The organism is Candidatus Polarisedimenticolia bacterium (assembly GCA_035764505.1).
Taxonomy (GTDB): domain Bacteria; phylum Acidobacteriota; class Polarisedimenticolia; order Gp22-AA2; family AA152; genus AA152.
On the sequence record DASTZC010000029.1, the window covers coordinates 24,780 to 42,127 of the forward strand.

The 17,348-nt window shown below is 65.5% G+C and carries 18 protein-coding genes and 1 tRNA gene; 7 read left to right on the top strand and 12 right to left on the bottom strand.

Annotated elements, in window-relative coordinates; all coding sequences use genetic code 11:
• Positions 1–19: 19 nt before the first annotated feature.
• Entirely contained in the window at positions 20–2,386 is a 2,367-nt protein-coding gene (locus VFW45_02045) for a S8 family serine peptidase (protein ID HEU5179547.1), read from the bottom strand.
• A 227-nt stretch (positions 2,387–2,613) separates the two neighbouring features.
• Here VFW45_02045 and VFW45_02050 point away from each other — a divergent pair, with 227 nt between their 5' ends.
• The gene (locus VFW45_02050) at positions 2,614–2,979 is read left to right on the top strand and encodes a hypothetical protein (GenBank protein HEU5179548.1); all 366 of its coding nucleotides are present in this window, start codon (positions 2,614–2,616) and stop codon (positions 2,977–2,979) included.
• Positions 2,980–3,098: 119 nt separating this feature from the next.
• Entirely contained in the window at positions 3,099–3,581 is a 483-nt protein-coding gene (locus tag VFW45_02055; GenBank protein ID HEU5179549.1) for a hypothetical protein, read from the top strand.
• Positions 3,582–3,599: 18 nt separating this feature from the next.
• On the opposite strand, the gene VFW45_02060 is transcribed toward VFW45_02055, so the two are convergent.
• From VFW45_02060 to VFW45_02090, 7 genes are all read right to left on the bottom strand, one after another.
• Positions 3,600–4,229, bottom strand: a complete 630-nt coding sequence (locus VFW45_02060) for a cyclodeaminase/cyclohydrolase family protein (GenBank protein ID HEU5179550.1) — start codon at positions 4,227–4,229, stop codon at positions 3,600–3,602.
• A gap of 107 nt (positions 4,230–4,336) precedes the next feature.
• Positions 4,337–5,614 (bottom strand): imidazolonepropionase, encoded by a 1,278-nt coding sequence (gene hutI / locus VFW45_02065; protein ID HEU5179551.1) that lies wholly within the window; start codon positions 5,612–5,614, stop codon positions 4,337–4,339.
• A gap of 5 nt (positions 5,615–5,619) precedes the next feature.
• Positions 5,620–6,132 (bottom strand): DivIVA domain-containing protein, encoded by a 513-nt coding sequence (locus VFW45_02070; protein HEU5179552.1) that lies wholly within the window; start codon positions 6,130–6,132, stop codon positions 5,620–5,622.
• Complete coding sequence (locus VFW45_02075; protein HEU5179553.1) at positions 6,129–6,842, bottom strand: YggS family pyridoxal phosphate-dependent enzyme; 714 nt, start codon at positions 6,840–6,842, stop codon at positions 6,129–6,131. The genes VFW45_02070 and VFW45_02075 overlap by 4 nt, the downstream gene beginning before the upstream one ends.
• Positions 6,843–6,847: 5 nt before the next feature.
• Positions 6,848–7,357 carry a ribonuclease HI family protein gene (locus tag VFW45_02080; protein ID HEU5179554.1) on the bottom strand — a complete coding sequence of 170 codons (510 nt, stop codon included), beginning with the start codon at positions 7,355–7,357 and terminating at the stop codon, positions 6,848–6,850.
• The gene (locus VFW45_02085) at positions 7,326–8,066 is read right to left on the bottom strand and encodes a hypothetical protein (GenBank protein ID HEU5179555.1); all 741 of its coding nucleotides are present in this window, start codon (positions 8,064–8,066) and stop codon (positions 7,326–7,328) included. The genes VFW45_02080 and VFW45_02085 overlap by 32 nt, the downstream gene beginning before the upstream one ends.
• Positions 8,067–8,092: 26 nt before the next feature.
• Positions 8,093–8,169: transfer RNA gene (locus tag VFW45_02090), tRNA-Ile, on the bottom strand.
• A gap of 209 nt (positions 8,170–8,378) precedes the next feature.
• On the opposite strand from VFW45_02090, the gene VFW45_02095 reads away from it, so the two are divergent.
• Positions 8,379–9,062, top strand: a complete 684-nt coding sequence (locus VFW45_02095) for a hypothetical protein (protein HEU5179556.1) — start codon at positions 8,379–8,381, stop codon at positions 9,060–9,062.
• Here the strand turns inward: VFW45_02095 and VFW45_02100 are convergent.
• Positions 9,046–10,053 carry a Gfo/Idh/MocA family oxidoreductase gene (locus VFW45_02100; GenBank protein HEU5179557.1) on the bottom strand — a complete coding sequence of 336 codons (1,008 nt, stop codon included), beginning with the start codon at positions 10,051–10,053 and terminating at the stop codon, positions 9,046–9,048. The genes VFW45_02095 and VFW45_02100 overlap by 17 nt on opposite strands.
• Positions 10,054–10,139: 86 nt before the next feature.
• Between VFW45_02100 and VFW45_02105 the strand changes: the two genes are divergently transcribed.
• The 4 genes from VFW45_02105 to VFW45_02120 all read left to right on the top strand — a co-directional run bounded on the left by VFW45_02105 (position 10,140) and on the right by VFW45_02120 (position 14,646).
• Positions 10,140–11,573, top strand: coding sequence for an FGGY family carbohydrate kinase (locus tag VFW45_02105; GenBank protein HEU5179558.1), 1,434 nt, complete (start codon positions 10,140–10,142; stop codon positions 11,571–11,573).
• Between the two features lie 144 nt (positions 11,574–11,717).
• Positions 11,718–12,236, top strand: coding sequence for a type 1 glutamine amidotransferase domain-containing protein (locus VFW45_02110; GenBank protein HEU5179559.1), 519 nt, complete (start codon positions 11,718–11,720; stop codon positions 12,234–12,236).
• Positions 12,233–13,423: an aminotransferase class I/II-fold pyridoxal phosphate-dependent enzyme gene (locus VFW45_02115; GenBank protein HEU5179560.1), complete on the top strand. Its 1,191-nt coding sequence runs from the start codon at positions 12,233–12,235 to the stop codon at positions 13,421–13,423. The genes VFW45_02110 and VFW45_02115 overlap by 4 nt, the downstream gene beginning before the upstream one ends.
• The gene (locus VFW45_02120) at positions 13,420–14,646 is read left to right on the top strand and encodes a hypothetical protein (protein HEU5179561.1); all 1,227 of its coding nucleotides are present in this window, start codon (positions 13,420–13,422) and stop codon (positions 14,644–14,646) included. Before VFW45_02115 ends, VFW45_02120 begins: the two co-directional genes overlap by 4 nt.
• A 17-nt stretch (positions 14,647–14,663) precedes the next feature.
• On the opposite strand, the gene VFW45_02125 is transcribed toward VFW45_02120, so the two are convergent.
• The 3 genes from VFW45_02125 to VFW45_02135 all read right to left on the bottom strand — a co-directional run.
• Entirely contained in the window at positions 14,664–15,149 is a 486-nt protein-coding gene (locus VFW45_02125) for a DUF4149 domain-containing protein (protein HEU5179562.1), read from the bottom strand.
• Between the two features lie 79 nt (positions 15,150–15,228).
• Positions 15,229–16,932 (bottom strand): RNA polymerase sigma factor RpoD, encoded by a 1,704-nt coding sequence (gene rpoD, locus VFW45_02130; GenBank protein HEU5179563.1) that lies wholly within the window; start codon positions 16,930–16,932, stop codon positions 15,229–15,231.
• Between the two features lie 60 nt (positions 16,933–16,992).
• Positions 16,993–17,348 (bottom strand): hypothetical protein (locus tag VFW45_02135; protein HEU5179564.1); only part of this gene is annotated, 356 nt, incomplete at its 5' end.

Here is a 17,348-nt window from a genome sequence, read left to right on the forward strand (position 1 = left end):
TCCAACTCCACCCCTCGCCCTAGCGAATTTCGAGGTAATCCACCTTGAGTGTGTCAAGCGACGAGCCGCCGCCCGCGACGGTATCTCTCACCTGAATGTAGATATGCCCCATCAACCCTGCATCGTCGAAGGCGTAGTCAGTTCCCCCGACGATGTCGAAAGCTTTATTGACGAGGGCTCCACTGATGGCCGAATAGTTGACTCCGTCGGTGGAGTAATAGAACTGGAAGTTGTCCCCATCCGGGTTATTCGGTCGACTGGCCTCGATATGCAGCAAGTGTCGCGATGTCCCACAAGGGGTCTTGGTGAACTTCCAGGTATGGGTCAGGCCCCCGGAGGTTTCCTTCAGCACCTCGTATGTATCATTCGAAGTAAACGTCGCCGTGTAATTGTTTTGGAAGATCTGGCCAGGATTCGTCGAGTAATCCGACGAGGCAACCTTGTTGGCTCCGGCGATGAGGCTGATATTCCCCGTAATGGCCAGCGCGAAGGGCTGGTTGCTCAGGGGCTGGTTGAAAGCGGTGACCTGGACGGTCCAGGCGCCGATGGACGGATTGAACCGCAGCACGTCTTCCTCGACATTGAGGTGATCGGCAGATCCGCCGGTGTCAGACTGATGGGGGCTGTTGGTGGTGAAGACATTCCCCTTGTACTGGGGGCCGTTGCTCGGGCTCTTCACCAGCAAATCGAGATCGTTCACGAGCTGCGTCGCATCGGCGTCGTAGGTGACGCGCGGCGGATCGGTCCAGACAAGGGTCGCCTCAAGAGGCTCTGTCCCGCCGCCGCTGGGCACGTTGACCGACACCTGACGAAGATCGGCGGCCGAGTCCATTCCCGCCTTGTCCTGGCAGACGACCAGCTTGCGCGTGTCCCCAGAGAAATAGAGGGCACTATCCAAACGCATCCTGCCCCATCCCTGGGCATTGTTCGGATAGCGAGGAGCCGCAGGATTCGGATAGGCGCCCGAACCGGTCATCTCCTCGGCGCTGTTGATCATTACGGCCTTCAGCAGCGCGGCAGAAGGGAGAAGCGTGGGCGATCCTCCAGAAGTGCCTCCGGGATAGTATCCCGCCCGGAAGTACTGGCGTACGAGGGCGGCATTGCCCGACGCAGCGGGATGAGAAAAACTGGTTCCGGATACCGTCTCATAATTCGTGGCTCCGGAAAGGCAACCGTCCCCGGTGTTCGGAGACGCAGTGCATACGCCCTCACCCGGTACCATGAGCGTAGGCTTGATCCGTCCGTCGGCCGAAGGGCCCCAGCTGCTGAATGTCGAGACGTTCTGGGCCTGGTCTCCGTTTTGCGATGAACCAACCGTGATGACGTTCTTTGCTTGTGCCTCGCACCTTATGTTGCTCAGGTTGGCTGGTGATCCGCACGTCTCGAGGGGACAGTTCACGTCGGCTGTGCATGCTGTGCCACTGATTTGACACGTATTCCCCTCGGGTGGCACCTGGCAGGGTCCCGTTCCTTGCGGGCAATCGCTGTCCACATGGCACGGCGCTCCGCCTTCGCAGTTTCCTCCAAGGCAGGTTTCATGGGGACAATCGGCTTGGACCGAGCACGCAGTTCCGTGGCCCTGACAGACATTATGATCTTCGTTGCCCGCTCCGATTACTATCAGATAGTCTTTGTGATCCCACGCGAACTGGTCCGTTTGTTCGGCTGACTTGTTGTAATTCCTGTTGCTGCCGGTTCCGGGATTTACCGTCCCAAAGCCCTCGGAGATAATTCTGGAACCTAGATCAAATGAAGGCTGGAAGATCTCAGCCGTGAGCCGCGGAAGGCCAGTCACTGGGTCGGTAGGCTGACACTGCCCAACTCCGATATCGAACACGGCGAGTCTTGCAGCATAGGCGTGGCCATCCATTCCTTCCCAGCTGTTGTAGGTTTGTATTGCATTCGGGGCATCGCCCAGAATCGTCCCGGCATCATGAGTTCCGTGCGTGCTCATGCAGGTTCCCGGGGAGCAGCTGGCAATGGTCCAGGACTGCACTTTGCGGTGCAGCGATCCAACCGATCCATTGGGGTTCGCGCAATCGAAAGGACGGTTTGGGTCGGAGAGCCCAGGGTGATCCATCCAGGGCCCGCCATCGGCCATCGTCACAAGCTCTCCGCTACCGCTCAATCCCTTCGTGTACAGAATCCGGTTTCCTTCAGAAAAGGTCTGCAGGACCCAGGTCGCCTTGTCGTTGGCCAGGACCGCAACTGCGACCATGGCAAGGGTGAAAGCGACCGTGGTCCAAACGATCCTTCGCTTGGCGGTAACAAACATTTCGACCCCCCCGAAGTGGAATCCCCTGTGGCCTTCTCGAAGGAAGAGAGCTTTCGGCGTCGGCACCGCGCGCGAGAAGATCACGCCCACCGGCGCAATCCAGAGGGACATCCTCCGGATTCCTGCGATGTCTTGCTGACGGTTCCATCACTGCCTGTTCCCATACATTGCTCGGATCGAGAGATCTGGTTCCACGAAAAAACGAGGAAAGTGACCCGGCAGATACCGGTTTTGTAATCCCCCCTGGGTTGATTCCTCCCCTCCCGATTCCTATATTCCCCCGGGGTCAGGTAAAGCTCTGCCCTCGATGCTCTTTTGGGATGCTGAGGAGGATCATGATGAAGCGGTTCGGCGGCGAGCGGGGCGAGGGGCGCATGGGGACTCTGTTCGCCCTGGCGCTGGTGGCGACGATGATCTACCTCGGGTTCAAGGTGGTTCCCGTGATGGTGAACTCCTACACCTTCAAGGACTTCATCGAAGAAGAAGCGCGCTTCGCCTCGGTGCGGCGCGACGACGAGGAAATCGTCAGCCGGGTCTACAACAAGGCGCGCGAGCTGGAATTGCCGATCAGCAAGGAAATGATTCACACCGAGCGCAGCAACTCGCGCTTCGACATCGCGGTGAGCTACTCGATCCCCATCGTGACTCCCGTCTTCACCTACGAGTACAAGCGGGACGAGAAGGTCTCCTCGCCTCTCTTCTAGCACTCGCTCCGCGAAAACCTCTACCGTCGATTTCGGAGAGCGCCTCCTCTATGGGAGGCGCTTGCGCGCGGCACACCCCTTGCAGGAGCGCGGGCAAGGTGGGAGATAGGAGTCTGCGAATGCTGCCCGCAACGACGGACCGTGTGACCCGGAATACGCCGGACGATGTGAACGAAAGGATTCGCCGGATGACCGAGGCGAACATCGCCCGCTACTCCTGCGGCGGTCCCGATGCGATCGATCGCCGGCTGAAGCAACTGGACCATGAATGGGACATCGAGCGTTATCTGGAGACGATGGCGCCGAGCCTGACCCTGATCGGGATGGCGCTGGGGCTGACGGTCAACCGGAAATGGTTCGCCCTTCCGGTGATTGTCCAGGGGTTTTTCCTGCAGCATGCTCTGCAGGGATGGTGCCCCCCCCTGCCGTTCCTGCGGAGCCTGGGGGTACGGACGACGTCGGAGATCGAGCAGGAGCGCTACGCACTCAAGGTGCTGCGCGGCGATTTCTACCAGGCTTCCGAGCCGATAGGCGAGGAGATCCGTAGCATCGACGCGGCGTTGCTCGCGGTGCGCCTGAGCACCGAGGGCGCCGAGATCTGATGCATCGAGGGGACTGGCCTACCTCTCCAGCCGCTGCGCGACGATGCCGCGCGTCTCCTCCAGGAGCTTCGTCGCCTGCGCTTCGAGCTTGTCCATCCGCTCGTCGAGACGCCGGTTCAAATCGGCATCCGGAATGCTCTTCAAATTGATGCGAACGTTCATGGCCGCCCCGGAGACTCCCGCGTGCGCCAGGTGCGCCGCCACGCCGGCATCGGACGCGGCGTTCGGATTGCCGTGCTTCGCCACCTGCTTGATCTGCTCCATGACCGCCAGGCAGGTCTCGGCGGTCTTGACCGGGATCTCGGTGGCAAAGCGGCTGGCCTTTTCGATCGCCTCGCGCCGCGCCGCCTTCTGCTCCGGGGTCTCCTTGGGGAGCCGCATCGCCTTGGAAACCTCGTCGTAGGACTCCGAATCGCGATCCACCAGCGCCAGGAGATCCTTCTTCAATCCCGACAGAGCGTCACGGCTTTTCTGCATCTCCTCGGTAACCGACTCGTACTTCGCCTTCCCGAGCGTCAGCTCGCATACCATTCCGCCGAGCGCCGCCGCGATCCCCCCGGAAAGCGCCGCCGCGCTGCCGCCGCCGGGGGTGGGGGTGCCCGCTCCCAAAGACTCCACGAACTCCTTGAGCTTCATGTCGACCAGCATGGAACGCCTTCGCCTCCTTCTCCAGAAAGACAGCCTCATTTCACAGTAGGGCTCCGAAGCCGCGTCTGTCAAGACCTACCGGGCAGTGAGGGGCGAGGCCGCCGCCCTCAGGGCCCTCCGGCCGCGAGGCGGTCGCGGACCAGCCGCCCCTTCTTGATCACTTTCTCGACGTGGTTCACCCCGAAGTGGTAGACGAGATGGTCATGGTTCGGGACGGAGAGCACCTGCAGGTCGGCCTGCTTTCCCTCCTCGAGGCTTCCGAGCCGATCGGCCAATCCGAGGGAGTGCGCCGCATTCAGCGTGGCGGCGGTGATCGCTTCGGCGACGCTCATTTTCAGCGTGAGACAGGCAAGCAGGAGGACGAGCGGCATCGCCTCGGTCGGGCAGGTCCCCGGGTTGCAGTCGGTGGCCAGTGCCACCGGCACGCCCGATTCGATCAGGCGGCGCGCCGGGGGATGACGCGGGGACATCAGGAAGAAGGCCGCGCCCGGGACCAGGATGGCGCTCACGCCCGCGGCAGCCATCGCCTCAATCCCGGCGTCGGAGATGAACTCGAGATGGTCCGCGGAGGCGGCCCCCAGCCGGGCGGCGAGCTCGGCCCCGCCGCCGGAGGAGAGCTGGTCGGCGTGCAGCCGGGGCTGCAGGCCATGTCGGCGTCCCGCTTCCAGGATGCGCTCAGCCTCGGCCGGAGAGAAGGCGCCGCGCTCGCAGAAGACGTCGCAGTAATCGGCCCAGCGCCCTTCGGCCACGGCCGGAATCATCTCTTCGGCGACGATCTTGATGTAAACGTCGCGGGCGGCGCGGTGCTCTCTCGGTACGGTGTGCGCCCCCAGGAACGTGGGCACGATCTCCACCGGGTGGCGCGCCGCGGCTTCCCGGATCGCGCGCAGCTGCTTGATCTCCGATCCGAGGTCCAATCCATAGCCGCTTTTCGCTTCGCAGGTGGTGGTGCCCCACTCCAGCATCCGGTCGAGCCGGGCCAGCGAGCCGCTCAGGAGATCCTGCTCGCCGGCGCCGCGCACCGCGTCGACGGTGCTGAGGATGCCCCCGCCGGCGGCGGCAATCTCCTCGTAGCTGCGGCCGCGCAGCCGCATCTCGAACTCCCGCTCGCGCGAGCCGGCGAAGGGAAGATGGGTGTGCGGATCCACGAATCCCGGAATTAGGGTGCGGCCCGAAACATCCAGGCGCCGGCCTTCCGGCTTGAGGGTGACTCTGGCGGCCAGCTCGCTCGACGGACCGGCGAAAAGGATCGTCTCGCCGGCGATGGCCACGCCGGCATCGGGAACGACTCGCAGCGCTGCCAGATCCTGACCGGTGCGCGGCGCAGGCCCGACGGGCGTTGCCAGCTCCGCGGCGTGCTCCAGGATGAGGTCCGCTTCCTGCATCGCTCTCAGGAGCCGGGCAGCGATTCCGGGGGTTTCTGCTTGATGAAGGTGAGCTTGTCGGCGATCTCTTCTTCCTGGCGGTGCATCTCCAGCAGCTTGAGGTGCTGCTCCACCAGACTGCGGACCCGGCGCTCGAAGGTGTCGCGCTCCAGCTTCAAGCCGCGGATCGAGTCCTCCAGCTGGGAAACCTTCTTCTGGGCCTGATCGATCAGCCGCTGGCCCCGCATCTCCGCCTCGCGCATCAGGAGGCGCCCTTCCTTCTTGGCCTCCTCCTTCATCTCCTCGGAGAGCTTCTGGGCGGTGAACAGCGTTTCCTTCAGGATGCGCTCGCGCTCGGTGAGGTCTCCGAGGGTGGCTTTGAGGAGCGAGGTCTCCTCGCGCAGCTTGCTGACCTCGTTGACCACCTTCTCGAACTCCTCCGAGACGAAGTTGAGGAAGGAGTGCACCTCTTCCTTGTCGTAGCCCCGCATCTTGACCGCGAAGCGGTGCCCGCGCACATCCAGCGGCGTGATTCTCATTCCGGCTCCTTCCGTGCGGCTAAGGGGCGCTCCCCGAACAGCGCCCTCCCGATCCGGACCAGCGTAGCCCCTTCCTCCACCGCGACCTCGAAATCTTCCGACATCCCCATCGACAGCTCCCGCAGGGGAGTGCGCGCGCAGGATTCACGGCCCAGCTCCCGCGCCAGCTCGGCGAGCTCCCGGAACAGGGGGCGGGAGCGCTCCGGATCCGGGTGGTAAGGGGGGATGATCATCAACCCGGCCACCTTAATATGTCGCAAATCGCTTCCGGCCGCCAGGATTTGGGGCAAATCCTCCCTTCGCGCGCCATGCTTCGCCGCTTCCAGGGCCAGGTTCACTTGAATCAGGACCTCGAGAGGCCGCTCGCGGCCGGCGGCATGGCGGTCCAGATCCCGCAGCAGCTCGATCGAATCGACGGAGTGGATCATTTCGAACAGCCGGGCCGCCTCTTTCGCCTTATTGCGCTGCAGGTGCCCGACGAGGTGCCAGATCGCTTCCGGCGGCGCTTCCGGCTGCTTGCTCCTGGCCTCCTGCACCCGGTTCTCGCCGAAAGCTCTCTGACCGGCCTCGAAAGCCTGGCGGATCCGCTCCGGCTCGACCGTCTTGCTCACCGCAACCAGGGCGACGCTTCCTGCGGGGCGGCCGGCCCGCCGCTCCGCCTGGGCGATCCGCCCGCGCAGCGCGGCCAGGTTGCCGGCAATCTCCGACATCGCCGTCAGCCGGGAGGGCCGGCGAAAAGGGTACCCTGGGCCCCTGCTTCCAGCAGCTCCCGGATCTCGGCCGGCAGCGGCTCGGAGGATTGCCGCTCGTCCATGGCTCGGTTGGCGAGGCGATCGGCATCCTGGTTCTCCTCGCGCCGGACATGCCGGACCGTCACTTCGGGGATGCGCCGCATGAGCCGGCGCGCCTCGGCGTGCAGCTGCTGCAGGCGCGGGTTCTTCACGCGGTATTCGCCTTTGATCTGACGGACCAGGAGCTCGGAGTCGGAGTGGACCGCCAGGCGGGCTGCGCCGCGCCGGATGCCGTGGTGCAAGAGCACCAGCAGCGCGACATACTCGGCGACATTGTTGGTGGCGGCTCCGAGAAATCCGTAAATCTCTTCGCGCCGGCCGGCATCGTCTTCGAGGAGTACGCCGATGCCGGCGGGACCCGGGTTGCCGCGGGCGCCCCCGTCGATCCGGCCCGTCAGGCTTTTAGGCTTGCTCGCCGGCCGGGGGCTCGGCACGCTTCTCCTCGAGGTAGTAAAGGAAGCGCTTGCAGGAGTAGCAGTGGAAGATGCCGTCGTCGCGACGGATCTGCTGGACGACGCTGGGCTGCAGGCGGACCGAGCATCCCTGGCACAGGCCGTTGACGACGCGCGATACCGCCAGGCCGCCGCGCGAGCGGGCGATGCGCACGAACTCGGCCACCAGCTCAGGGGTGATCTGCGCTTCGATGGCGCGGCGGCGGGTGTCGAGGTCCTGGCGCCTGGCCTCCATCTCCTTCTGCTCCCCCACGAGCAGGGCCTGGTCCGACTGCACCTGCTTCATCTCCTCGGCGAGTGCCGCCTCCTTCTTCTTGATCCCCGCCTCCAGATCGTCCGCCGACTCCATGGCCTGCAGGATCCGGGTGTCGATCCCGTCGCGCTCCCCTTTGGCGGCGTCGATCTCGTGCAGCATGGCGGTGTACTCCTTGTTGGTCTTCACCTCCATCAGCTGCGTCTGGTACTTGCCGATCTTCGCCTCGATCGCCTGGAGATCGCCTTCCAGCTTGCGGCGGTCCTTCTGGTGTCCGGCCAGATCATCCTTGGCCTTGGCCACCTCGGCGCGATGGCGCGCCAGCTTCTGATCGAGGTCCTGGATCTTCGCGGGCATGGCGGCGAGCCGGCGGTTGAGGTCGTCGATGGAAAGGGTCACTTCCTGAAGCTGGAGAAGCTGTTCGAGGTGCGGCTCCAAGCGAACTCCTCGGTGCGGGGTCTTCGTGGTGGGCCCACCAGGACTCGAACCTGGAACCAACTGATTATGAGTCAGCTGCTCTAACCACCTGAGCTATGGGCCCGGCAGGTGGCGGCAAACCCCGGCAGATGCGGGATTTGGCGCATTATAGCACAGGGGTTGTATCCCTCTTTTTCGCTTCCGGCGGGCTTGCCTTCGCGCGGGGCCGGCCCTAAGTTTCCCCGGTCCCGCCCTGCGTCCGGGTGCGCCGACGCGAAACCGGCTGTGGGGGATTCGAATCCGGAACCGCGTGCGCGCGGAAGGAGAACAAACGTGAGTGGAAGGGCCAAACCGCTCCTGATTCTCGTCATCATGCTCGCAGTCGTGGGCGGAGGCGTCTACTACTGGCTCCTGCGCGCCCCAGCCTCCACGCCGGAACAGACGGCGCAGAACACGCCGCAGGGCCAGAAGGCTCCGGGCGGCGGGACGCTCGCTCCCAAGCCGAAGGGCGCCCATCCGCTCGCCGGGGACACGGTGGACAAGGACCAGCCCTTTTTCGAGTCCGATTACGGCTTCTCGATGGTGGTACCCGCCGGCTGGAAGGTGATCGAGTGGACCGATCCGGTTGCCCCGGAGCCCGGCAAACGCCGCCCGGCCTACAAGATTCGCCTGGAGGATCCGAAGACGAAATCGCTGCTCGATTTCGCCTGCTACCCGTTCACCGAGAAAAGCCGCAGCGCGGTGGAGGAGATCTTCATCAGCAAGATCAACGCACCGGTTCCCGGCTACGAGCTGGACATCCAGATGGACGAGGTGGTCAAGGAAGGGGACATGCGGATCCGCCGCGCCGAGCAGCGCACCACCGACGCCTCGGGGACAACCGGGCTGCTGCGGACCTTCTACTACCTTTCCAACGATAAGCTCTACACCTTCAGCCTGATCGGGACCGACGCGAGCTTCTCGGTGGCCGATTCGCCGGTGGCGAAGGTCCTCAACGACATCAAGATTCTCGGCTGACCGAATCCGACTCGACCGATCCAGGCCCCGCCACCCGGCGGGGCCCTTTTTTTTCGGCCGACTCGCGGCAGGCGTCGACAATCGCGACGGCCCGCAGCCCCTCCTCGAGGGGAATGGCGACGGGCGCCTCGCCGCGCAGGGCCGCAACGAAGGCTTTCAGGCATTCGCGGACCGTGGCGGCCTTCGGGGAGAGCGGGATCGGAGTCCATTCGTTGCCTCGTCCTTCCTCCAGGGTGTGACGGACATGGTCGCCACGCAGCTGTCCTCTCTCGCCGACGACCTCGATGCCGCCCGAGCGCGCGGCGGTGGCGCGATCGTTCTCCACTACGGCCAATGCGCCGCCCGACAGGCGGAGCACCGCCGCGAAGGCATCCTCGGTGTGCCGGGTGATGATGCTCTGGGTGAAGCAGAGCGCCTCCTCGACCTCGCGCCCGGTGAGAAAGCGAATCAGATCGAAGGAATGGACGCCGGTGTTGCGCAGGATGCCGCCTGATTCCGGCTCGTCCAGCCAGGCGCGTGAAGAAGGCTCGAACCGCTGGCTCAGCGAGATGAGGCGCAGAGGTCCCAGGGAGGCGAGGCGCTCGCGGACGGCGAGGACCACGGCGTTGAAGCGCAGCGTCTGGGCCACCATGGCGGGAATGGCGGCCGCGCGGGCCGCTTCCACCAGGCGGCGGGCGGAAACGGCGTCGGGAGCCAGAGGCTTTTCCACCAGCACGCCTTTCCCGGCGGCGATTGCTTCGGCGGCAATCGGAACGTTGAGAGCAGGAGGCACGACGATGATTACCGCGTCGACCTCGGAATCTTCGAGAACCTGCCGATAATCGGCCGTGAACCGGGCGTCCAGCTTCTCCGCCTGCGCCTCTCCGGCGGCGCGATTGCGCCGGCAGGTGACCGCCAGGCGTGCTCCTTCCACTTCTCCCGCGGCGAGATGGGCGGCGTAGCGCGCGCCGTGCGATCCCATCCCGATCAAGCCGAGCTGCAGCGTCTCCATGCGCCCGATCATAGCGGAAGTGCGCTGCGGGGCGGGTGCTATACTCCGCCGGCGCTGCGGCGACGCGGCGCGCCTGGGGGGACCGCATGCGCAGCGATCGCTGGGTGGGAATCGATCAGGGATCCACGGCGACCAAGGCGATCCTTCTCGATGGAGCCGGCCGTGTGGTGCGCGTCGTCACCCTTCCCGTGGCGACGCGGTTTCCCGCCTCGGGATGGGTCGAGCAGGATGCCGAGGCGCTCGCCGCCTCCGTCCGTCGCGCGCTGGGCCGCGTGCTGGAGGGCGAAAAGCTCGAGCGTGTCCGTGGCGTCGGCATCGCCTGCCAGCGATCCACCTGCCTGTTCTGGGATGCCGTATCCGGCCGGCCGCTGACGGCTGCCCTCTCCTGGCGGGACGTGCGGGGTGCCGCGCACTGCGACAAGCTGGCGCGACACGCGCGCCTCGTGGAGCAGAAGACAGGGCTGAGGCTGAGCCCGCATTACGCCGCGAGCAAGCTGCGCTGGCTCTTGCGGCGCAATCCCGACTTGAGGAGCAAGGCACGGCAGGGAAAGGCGCGCTGCGGGACGCTGGATGCCTACCTTCTCTTCCGGCTGACCGGCGGAGATTCCTTCTCGACCGATCCGACCCACGCGGCGCGCACGCTGCTGATGGACCTGACGCGCCGCGAATGGGACGCGGAGCTCCTCGATCTCTTCGGCATTCCCTTGCGGGCTCTGCCGCCCATCCGGCCCGGCGCCTTCCCGGCAGGCGAGATCGCGCTGCGCGGGACGCGGCTCCGGATCGCCGCGACTTTGGGCGACCAGCAGGCGGCACTGCTGGGGAGCGGCTGCCGGCGCGCCGGCGAGATGGTGATCAATTTCGGCACCGGGGCGTTCGCCGCGCTGAACACCGGTCGCCGGGTGGCGCGCGTACCCGGTCTGCTGACCTCGGTCGCCTGGTCCTCCGAGAAAGAGGTCCGCTTCCTGCTGGAGGGGACGGTCAACTCGGCAGGGAGCGCGGTCGATTGGATCGACAGGCTGGCAAGCGGCCGCAACACCGGCACCGGGAATCGGCTCCGTCTGGACCGGATTCCGATATTCATTCCGGCCCTGACCGGAATCGCCGCGCCGCACTGGAGGAGCGATCGGCTGGCCGCGATTCTCGACATGCGACCCGATACCGGGGCCGCGGAGCTGCACGAAGCCGCGCTGGCCGGCGTGGCGTGCCGGGTCCGCGAAATCGTCGAGCGGATGGCGGCGGCGAAATCGGCGCCGCGCCGAATGGTCCTTTCCGGCGGGTTGCTGCGCGACCGGCGCTTCGTGGCCCTGCAGGCCGCGATTCTTGGGAGGAGGCTGGAGATTCCAGAGATACCCGAGGCCACGGCGCTCGGAGCCGCGGCGCTGGCCCGGCACTTCTTGAGAGATCTCGACCTGAATCGGGAAGCGCCGCGCCCGGCCCGGTCGGTGGTTCCCGCTTCCTCCGCCGAGTCCGAGCGCTACTACCGCCGGTTCCGTTCTCACCTCGACCGACTCCTTTCCTGATTCGCGGTATCTCGGCTTCGAGGCCTGTCCCCATGGAGATCGGACCGGGATACTGCCCCTGCGGTATGATGAATCGGGCCCGGGACCCCCGCGCGCCTGCGGGACGCCCGGACCGGGCGAGGCATCAACCGTCGGAGAAAAGCCATGAGCATGGGAAAGATCGCGATTCTGGTGGAGAACGACTATCAGGACCAGGAAGTCTGGGTCCCGTTGTATCGCCTGAGAGAAGAGGGTTATGAGACGGTGGTGGTGGGCCCTGCCGCCGCCACTTACAAATCCAAATATGGAGTTCCGATCCAGGCCACCGTTGCCGCGTCGGCGGCGCGCTCCGAGGAGTTTCTCGGGGTGGTCATCCCCGGCGGCTGGGCCCCCGACCGGCTGCGCCAGGATGCCGGAGTCCTGCGGCTGGTGAAGGAGCTGTACGAGAAGCGCCGCCTGGTCGCCGCCATCTGCCATGCCGGCTGGGTCCTGGCCTCCGCCGGGATCGCCCGCGGGCGGAGCCTGACCTCCTACATCGCCATCAAGGACGATATGGTGCATGCGGGGGCGGAGTGGGTCGACCGCGAGGTGGTGCGCGACGGCAACCTGATCACCTCCCGCAAGCCGGACGACATTCCCGCCTTCTGCCGTGAGATCGTCGCCACCCTCAAGGAAGCGCGTTGAAATCCTCGAAGCCAGCCTTGCGATCTTCTTTCGCCGCGCGCATCCGTGGTCTCGTGCAATCCGACATCCGCCGCATGTCGCGTGAGTGCGAGCTTGCCGGGGGGATCAACCTGGGGCAGGGTATCTGCGACCAGCCGGTTCCCGATATGGTCAAGGAGGCGGCGGTCGAATCGGTGCGCGCCGACCGGAGCATCTACTCGAAATTCGAGGGGATCGACCCGCTGCGGGCGAAGATTGCCGAGAAGATGCACCGCTACAACGGCATCCGCTGCGATCCCGATCGTGAGGTGGTGGTGACGGTGGGGTCGACGGGGGGATTCGTGGCGGCGGCGCTGGCCTGCGTCGAGCCGGGCGACGAGGTGATCCTCTTCTCCCCTTTCTACGGCTACCACCTGAACATTCTCAAGCTCTGCCAGGCGAGCTTCCGGTTCGTGACGATCCGGCCGCCCGACTGGAGCTTTGACCCGCGCGAGCTGGAGCAGGCCTTCGGGGAACGGACCCGCGCCATCGTCATCAACACCCCCTCGAATCCGTGCGGCAAGGTCTTCAGTCGGGAAGAGCTGGATCTCATCGGGAAGCTGTGCGAGCGTCACGACGTTCTGGCCATCACCGATGAGATTTACGAGTACATCCTTTACGACGGACGCCGGCACGTGAGCCTCGGGTCGCTTCCCGGCATGGAAGACAGGACGATAACGCTTTCTGGCTTCTCCAAGACCTACAACATGACGGGGTGGCGCCTCGGATACGCGGTCGGGGCCGCCCCTCTGATGGAGAAAGTCGGCCTTCTGAACGATCTGCTCTACATCTGCGCACCGACACCGCTGCAGCACGGGGTGGTCAAGGCCTTCGATCTGCCCGCGTCTTATTACGAACAGCTGCGGGCGGACTACGCGCGCAAGCTCGAGATGACCTGCGCCGCCTGCGAAACCGGCGGGCTGCGTCCGCTGCGGCCGCACGGCTCCTACTACCTGCTGGCCGATGTTGCGACGCTCGGGCTATCCGACGACAAGGCCGCCTCCGATTTCCTCCTGAAGCGGGGCGGCGTCGCGTCGGTGCCGGGCAGCTCCTTCTACGCCGATCCGGCGGATGGGAGGAGCCAGGTGCGCCTCTGCTTCGCCAAGCAGGACGCCGCGCTCGAGGAAGCCTGCCGGCGGCTCAGCGGGGTCAGCGCCCTGCCTCGATGATCGCGTCTTCCGAGGGACGATCCCTCTTCGCCACCCTGCTCCCCGCCTCCCTCCTGGTCCTCGCCATTCTGCTGTGGCCGCAGGTGCTGGGGAGCTTCGTTCCCCTGGTCTGGCAGATCGGCAACCTGGCCCCCTACTGCCTGGTCCTGAGCGTTGCCTGCCTGGCGGCGGCGCTGGTCGCATGGCTTCGACGTAATCGGATTGCGGCCCTGGCCGCGCGGACTTTCCCGACCGGGCGTCATCTACTCTATGCCGCGGCCGCTTTGCTCCTGTCGGTGCTGGTCGTCCTGGGCGCCGGCGAGGCCATCCTGCGCTGGACGAGCTACCCTTTCCGCACCGGATGGACGCCGATGGAGTATCGGATCTCGCGCTTCGATCCGGTCCTGGGATGGTCCTACGTTCCGAGACTGGTCATCACCCAGCGCTTTGGCTCGGCCGGGCGGCCCGTGCAGATAGCCTTCGACGATCAAGGGATTCGGATTGCGGCGCCGGGCGTCCGATTCGATCCGACGCGGCCGTCCGCGCTGTTCGCCGGCTGCTCCTACACCTTCGGGCACGGCCTCCCTTACGAGGAGACCTTCGTGGGGCGCCTCGGCGCCGATCCAGCCTTCGGGCTGCAGGCGGTCAATCTGGGGGTCCAGGGGTACGGGACCGATCAGGCGCTGCTCCGGCTGAAAGAGGAGCTTCCGCGCTTCAACACCAAGGTCGTCGTCTATACCTTCCTCCTGGACCATGTGATGCGCAACGACAACGCCGACCGGCGATTCATCTTTCCGAAAGCCCGCTTTCCAGGAACCAAGCCGCGCTTCGCGGTTAAAGAGGGCCGGCTGATAGAGGTAAGTCCCCCACGCCGCTACGAGGATCTGGTGGATTGCCACCTTTGCGATGTGGTCGGGCTGTTCTGGGCGAAGTCGGGGCCTCCGCCCAGCCTCGAGTTGACGCGCGCCCTGGTGAAGGCGATGAAGGAATACGTCGAATCGCAGGGCGTGGCTTTCGTCCTGGTGCTTTGGACCAACCCGCACCGACTCGATTCGTCGCAGCTGGCGGAGAGCCTGTTTCCCGGGCTGGGGGCCACGGTGGTGGACCTGGGATCCGGCGCCCCGCCCGATTTCCCGCAATGGATGATCCCCGGCGAGACCCACCCCGATGCGCGCGCCCATGCCTACGCCGCGCGGCGGATCGAGGAGAAGCTGCGCGAGCTGCGGCTCGTGCCGGCAAGCTAGGGTGAATCCGTCGAACTCTAGTTCTTGCCGCTTCTGACCGCGAGACTTCCCAGTCCCGCGATTCCCATCGCCAGAACCGCCAGATTGGCCTGGACCGAGCGCGCGTGAAGCGCATCGAAGCGCTTCTGCGCCTCGGCGCGCGCGATGGGAGTCGCCGCGCTGACGCGCTCCTCCTTGAGGCGGTGGATGCGCGGCTCGAGAATCCAGCCGGCGTAGAGGGTGGAGGAAAGCATGACGAGCATGAGGAGGGTTTGCAGGAAGCGCAGGCCGCGCGAGCCCGACTCGAAAAGGAACAGCACGAGGACCGACAGCAGGGCCGACACGCCGCACACGACGCCCGCCCGATAGTAGCGCGGGAAGACCTCCGCCAGCAGCTTCCCCGCGGCGGCACGATCCATGGCCTGAAAGATGGTGGGGGCGATGACGGCGGAGAAGAACGCGATAGTGCCGACCCAGAGCGACAGGGCGAGCGTCAGGAGAAACTGGAAGAGCCAGCGCAGCATGCGAATCGTCTCCCGGATGAAAAGAAAAGGCCGGCCCGAAGGCCGGCCCATCATCCTATCCGATCCGCGGCACCGGTTCTTACAGCCCCGAATTCTCCAGGAAGGCGCGAAGCTTCTGGCTGCGCGAGGGGTGGCGCAGCTTGCGCAGCGCCTTCGATTCGATCTGGCGGATGCGCTCGCGCGTCACCGCGAAGGACTGCCCGACCTCCTCGAGGGTGTGCTCGCTGCCGTCGCCCACGCCGAAGCGCATCTTGAGGACCATCTCCTCGCGGGGCGACAGCGTCTTGAGCACCCGCTGCGTCTGCTCCTTGAGGTTCAGGTTGATGACCGCCTCGACCGGGGAGACGACGGCGCGGTCCTCGATGAAATCTCCGAGGTGGCTGTCCTCCTCCTCGCCAATCGGCGTCTCCAGGGATATCGGCTCCTGCGCGATCTTGAGCACCTTCCGCACTTTGGCCACGGGAATCCCCATTTTTTTCGCGATCTCCTCCGGGGTCGGCTCCCGGCCGATCTCCTGGACGAGACTGCGTGAAGTCCGGATCAGCTTGTTGATCGTCTCGATCATGTGCACCGGGATGCGGATGGTCCGGGCCTGGTCGGCGATCGCGCGGGTGATTGCCTGCCGGATCCACCAGGTCGCGTAGGTCGAGAACTTGTAGCCGCGGCGGTACTCGAATTTGTCGACCGCCTTCATCAGCCCGATGTTCCCCTCCTGGATCAGGTCGAGGAACTGCAGGCCGCGGTTGGTGTACTTCTTGGCGATCGAGACCACCAGCCGGAGGTTGGCCTCCACCAGCTCGGTCTTGGCCTTCTCCGCCTCGCGCTCCCCCTGGGTGATGTAGTCGGCGGTGGCGCGCAGCTCCAGCGCGGAGGTCTCCATGGCGGCCTCGGCGTTGCGGATCTCCTGGGCGGCGACCCCGACCTTGTCCTTCAGCTCCTTGCGCACCTTGGCCAGCTTGGACAGCTTGAGCCGGCGCCGGTATCCCTTGATGTCCTCTTCCAGGAGCCGCACCTTCTCGGCGCTCTCCTTCAGCCGCTTGGAGAACTCCATCACCCGGTTGTTCGAGAGGTCGAGCTCCTTGATCTCGCGCGCCACCAGGACCCGCAGGCGGGTCAGGTTGCGCATCTCCTTGATGTAAATCCGGGACCCCTCGGTGAGCCGCTGCAGGTGCTTCTCCACCTTCTGGGTGCGGGTGTGCAGACGGGCAATCTTGGCGATCCCGTCCAGCGCCCGCTTGCGGCCCACCTCGGTGTTCTCCTCGACCCCTTCCTCGATGGCGACCGTGACCACGTCGGCCAGCCGAGTCTCCCGCGCCCGCAGCCCTTTGCCGAGACGCAGCAGCTCGTTGATGACGTAGTTGCTGCGCGAGAGCGCCTTGACGATCTTCTTCTCGCCCCGCTCGATGCGCCGGGCGATCTCCACCTCCCCCTCGCGCGTCAACAGGGGCACCGTCCCCATCTCCCGCAGGTACATGCGGACGGGGTCGTTGGTCTTGTCGAGAATTCCGGGGGTGATCTCGAACTTGGTGGGCTCGGCCGCCTCCGGCTCGGGCTCGGCCTCCTTCTCGACCTTCTCGCCGTCCTTGCGCTTGCTGTAGCCGGCCTCCGAGTCCACGACCTCGATTCCCAGCTGATCGAAGAGCAGGAAGATGTCGTCGATTTCCTCGGGGGAGCTGACCTCCTCGGGAAGGATGTCGTTCACCTCGTCGTAAACGAGGTACCCCTTCTCCCTCCCGATGTTGATCAGGTGCCGTACTTCTTCGTACTTGTCTTCGATGCCCACCCAGGGCCTCCTTGCTGAGATACCGGCCGCCGGGCCGGTGTTGGGCGGTTCGCCCTCCCCCTACGGGGCGGTGGCGCTCCTCAGCGCATGAATCTCGCGTCGCAAATCCATCTTCTGCCGCAGCAGGTCATCCACCGGAGTCCCGTCAACGGCCCGTTCCAGCCTCTCCTGCACTTCCTGCAGCCTGCGTGCCAGACGCGCGCTCTTCAGGCGTTTCAGACAATCCTCCGTCTCGGACGGGCCGGGCTCCGGACCGGGCAGGGCCGCCAGCCGCAACAGCAGATCCTGATCGGCCGGTTCCGTGAGCTTCGATCCGACCCGCGAATAGGTGATTTCCTCCCGCAGCGACGGATCGAGTGCCGCTTTCCAGAGCCTCTCCACGCCGCTCCCCGTCAAATCGTCGTCGGACAGCGCCG

Excerpts from the sequence above, each read along its gene's own strand:
- VFW45_02100 (HEU5179557.1), bottom strand. The coding sequence starts at position 10,053 with ATGGAGACGCTGCAGCTCGGCTTGATCGGGATGGGATCGCACGGCGCG.
- VFW45_02070 (HEU5179552.1), bottom strand. The coding sequence starts at position 6,132 with ATGAGAATCACGCCGCTGGATGTGCGCGGGCACCGCTTCGCGGTCAAG.
- VFW45_02105 (HEU5179558.1), top strand. The coding sequence starts at position 10,140 with ATGCGCAGCGATCGCTGGGTGGGAATCGATCAGGGATCCACGGCGACC.
- VFW45_02055 (HEU5179549.1), top strand. The coding sequence starts at position 3,099 with ATGCTGCCCGCAACGACGGACCGTGTGACCCGGAATACGCCGGACGAT.
- VFW45_02110 (HEU5179559.1), top strand. The coding sequence starts at position 11,718 with ATGAGCATGGGAAAGATCGCGATTCTGGTGGAGAACGACTATCAGGAC.
- VFW45_02120 (HEU5179561.1), top strand. The coding sequence starts at position 13,420 with ATGATCGCGTCTTCCGAGGGACGATCCCTCTTCGCCACCCTGCTCCCC.
- VFW45_02045 (HEU5179547.1), bottom strand. The coding sequence starts at position 2,386 with ATGTCCCTCTGGATTGCGCCGGTGGGCGTGATCTTCTCGCGCGCGGTG.
- VFW45_02075 (HEU5179553.1), bottom strand. The coding sequence starts at position 6,842 with ATGTCGGAGATTGCCGGCAACCTGGCCGCGCTGCGCGGGCGGATCGCC.
- VFW45_02050 (HEU5179548.1), top strand. The coding sequence starts at position 2,614 with ATGAAGCGGTTCGGCGGCGAGCGGGGCGAGGGGCGCATGGGGACTCTG.
- hutI (HEU5179551.1), bottom strand. The coding sequence starts at position 5,614 with ATGCAGGAAGCGGACCTCATCCTGGAGCACGCCGCGGAGCTGGCAACG.
- VFW45_02125 (HEU5179562.1), bottom strand. The coding sequence starts at position 15,149 with ATGCTGCGCTGGCTCTTCCAGTTTCTCCTGACGCTCGCCCTGTCGCTC.
- VFW45_02060 (HEU5179550.1), bottom strand. The coding sequence starts at position 4,229 with ATGCTGGTCGACATGAAGCTCAAGGAGTTCGTGGAGTCTTTGGGAGCG.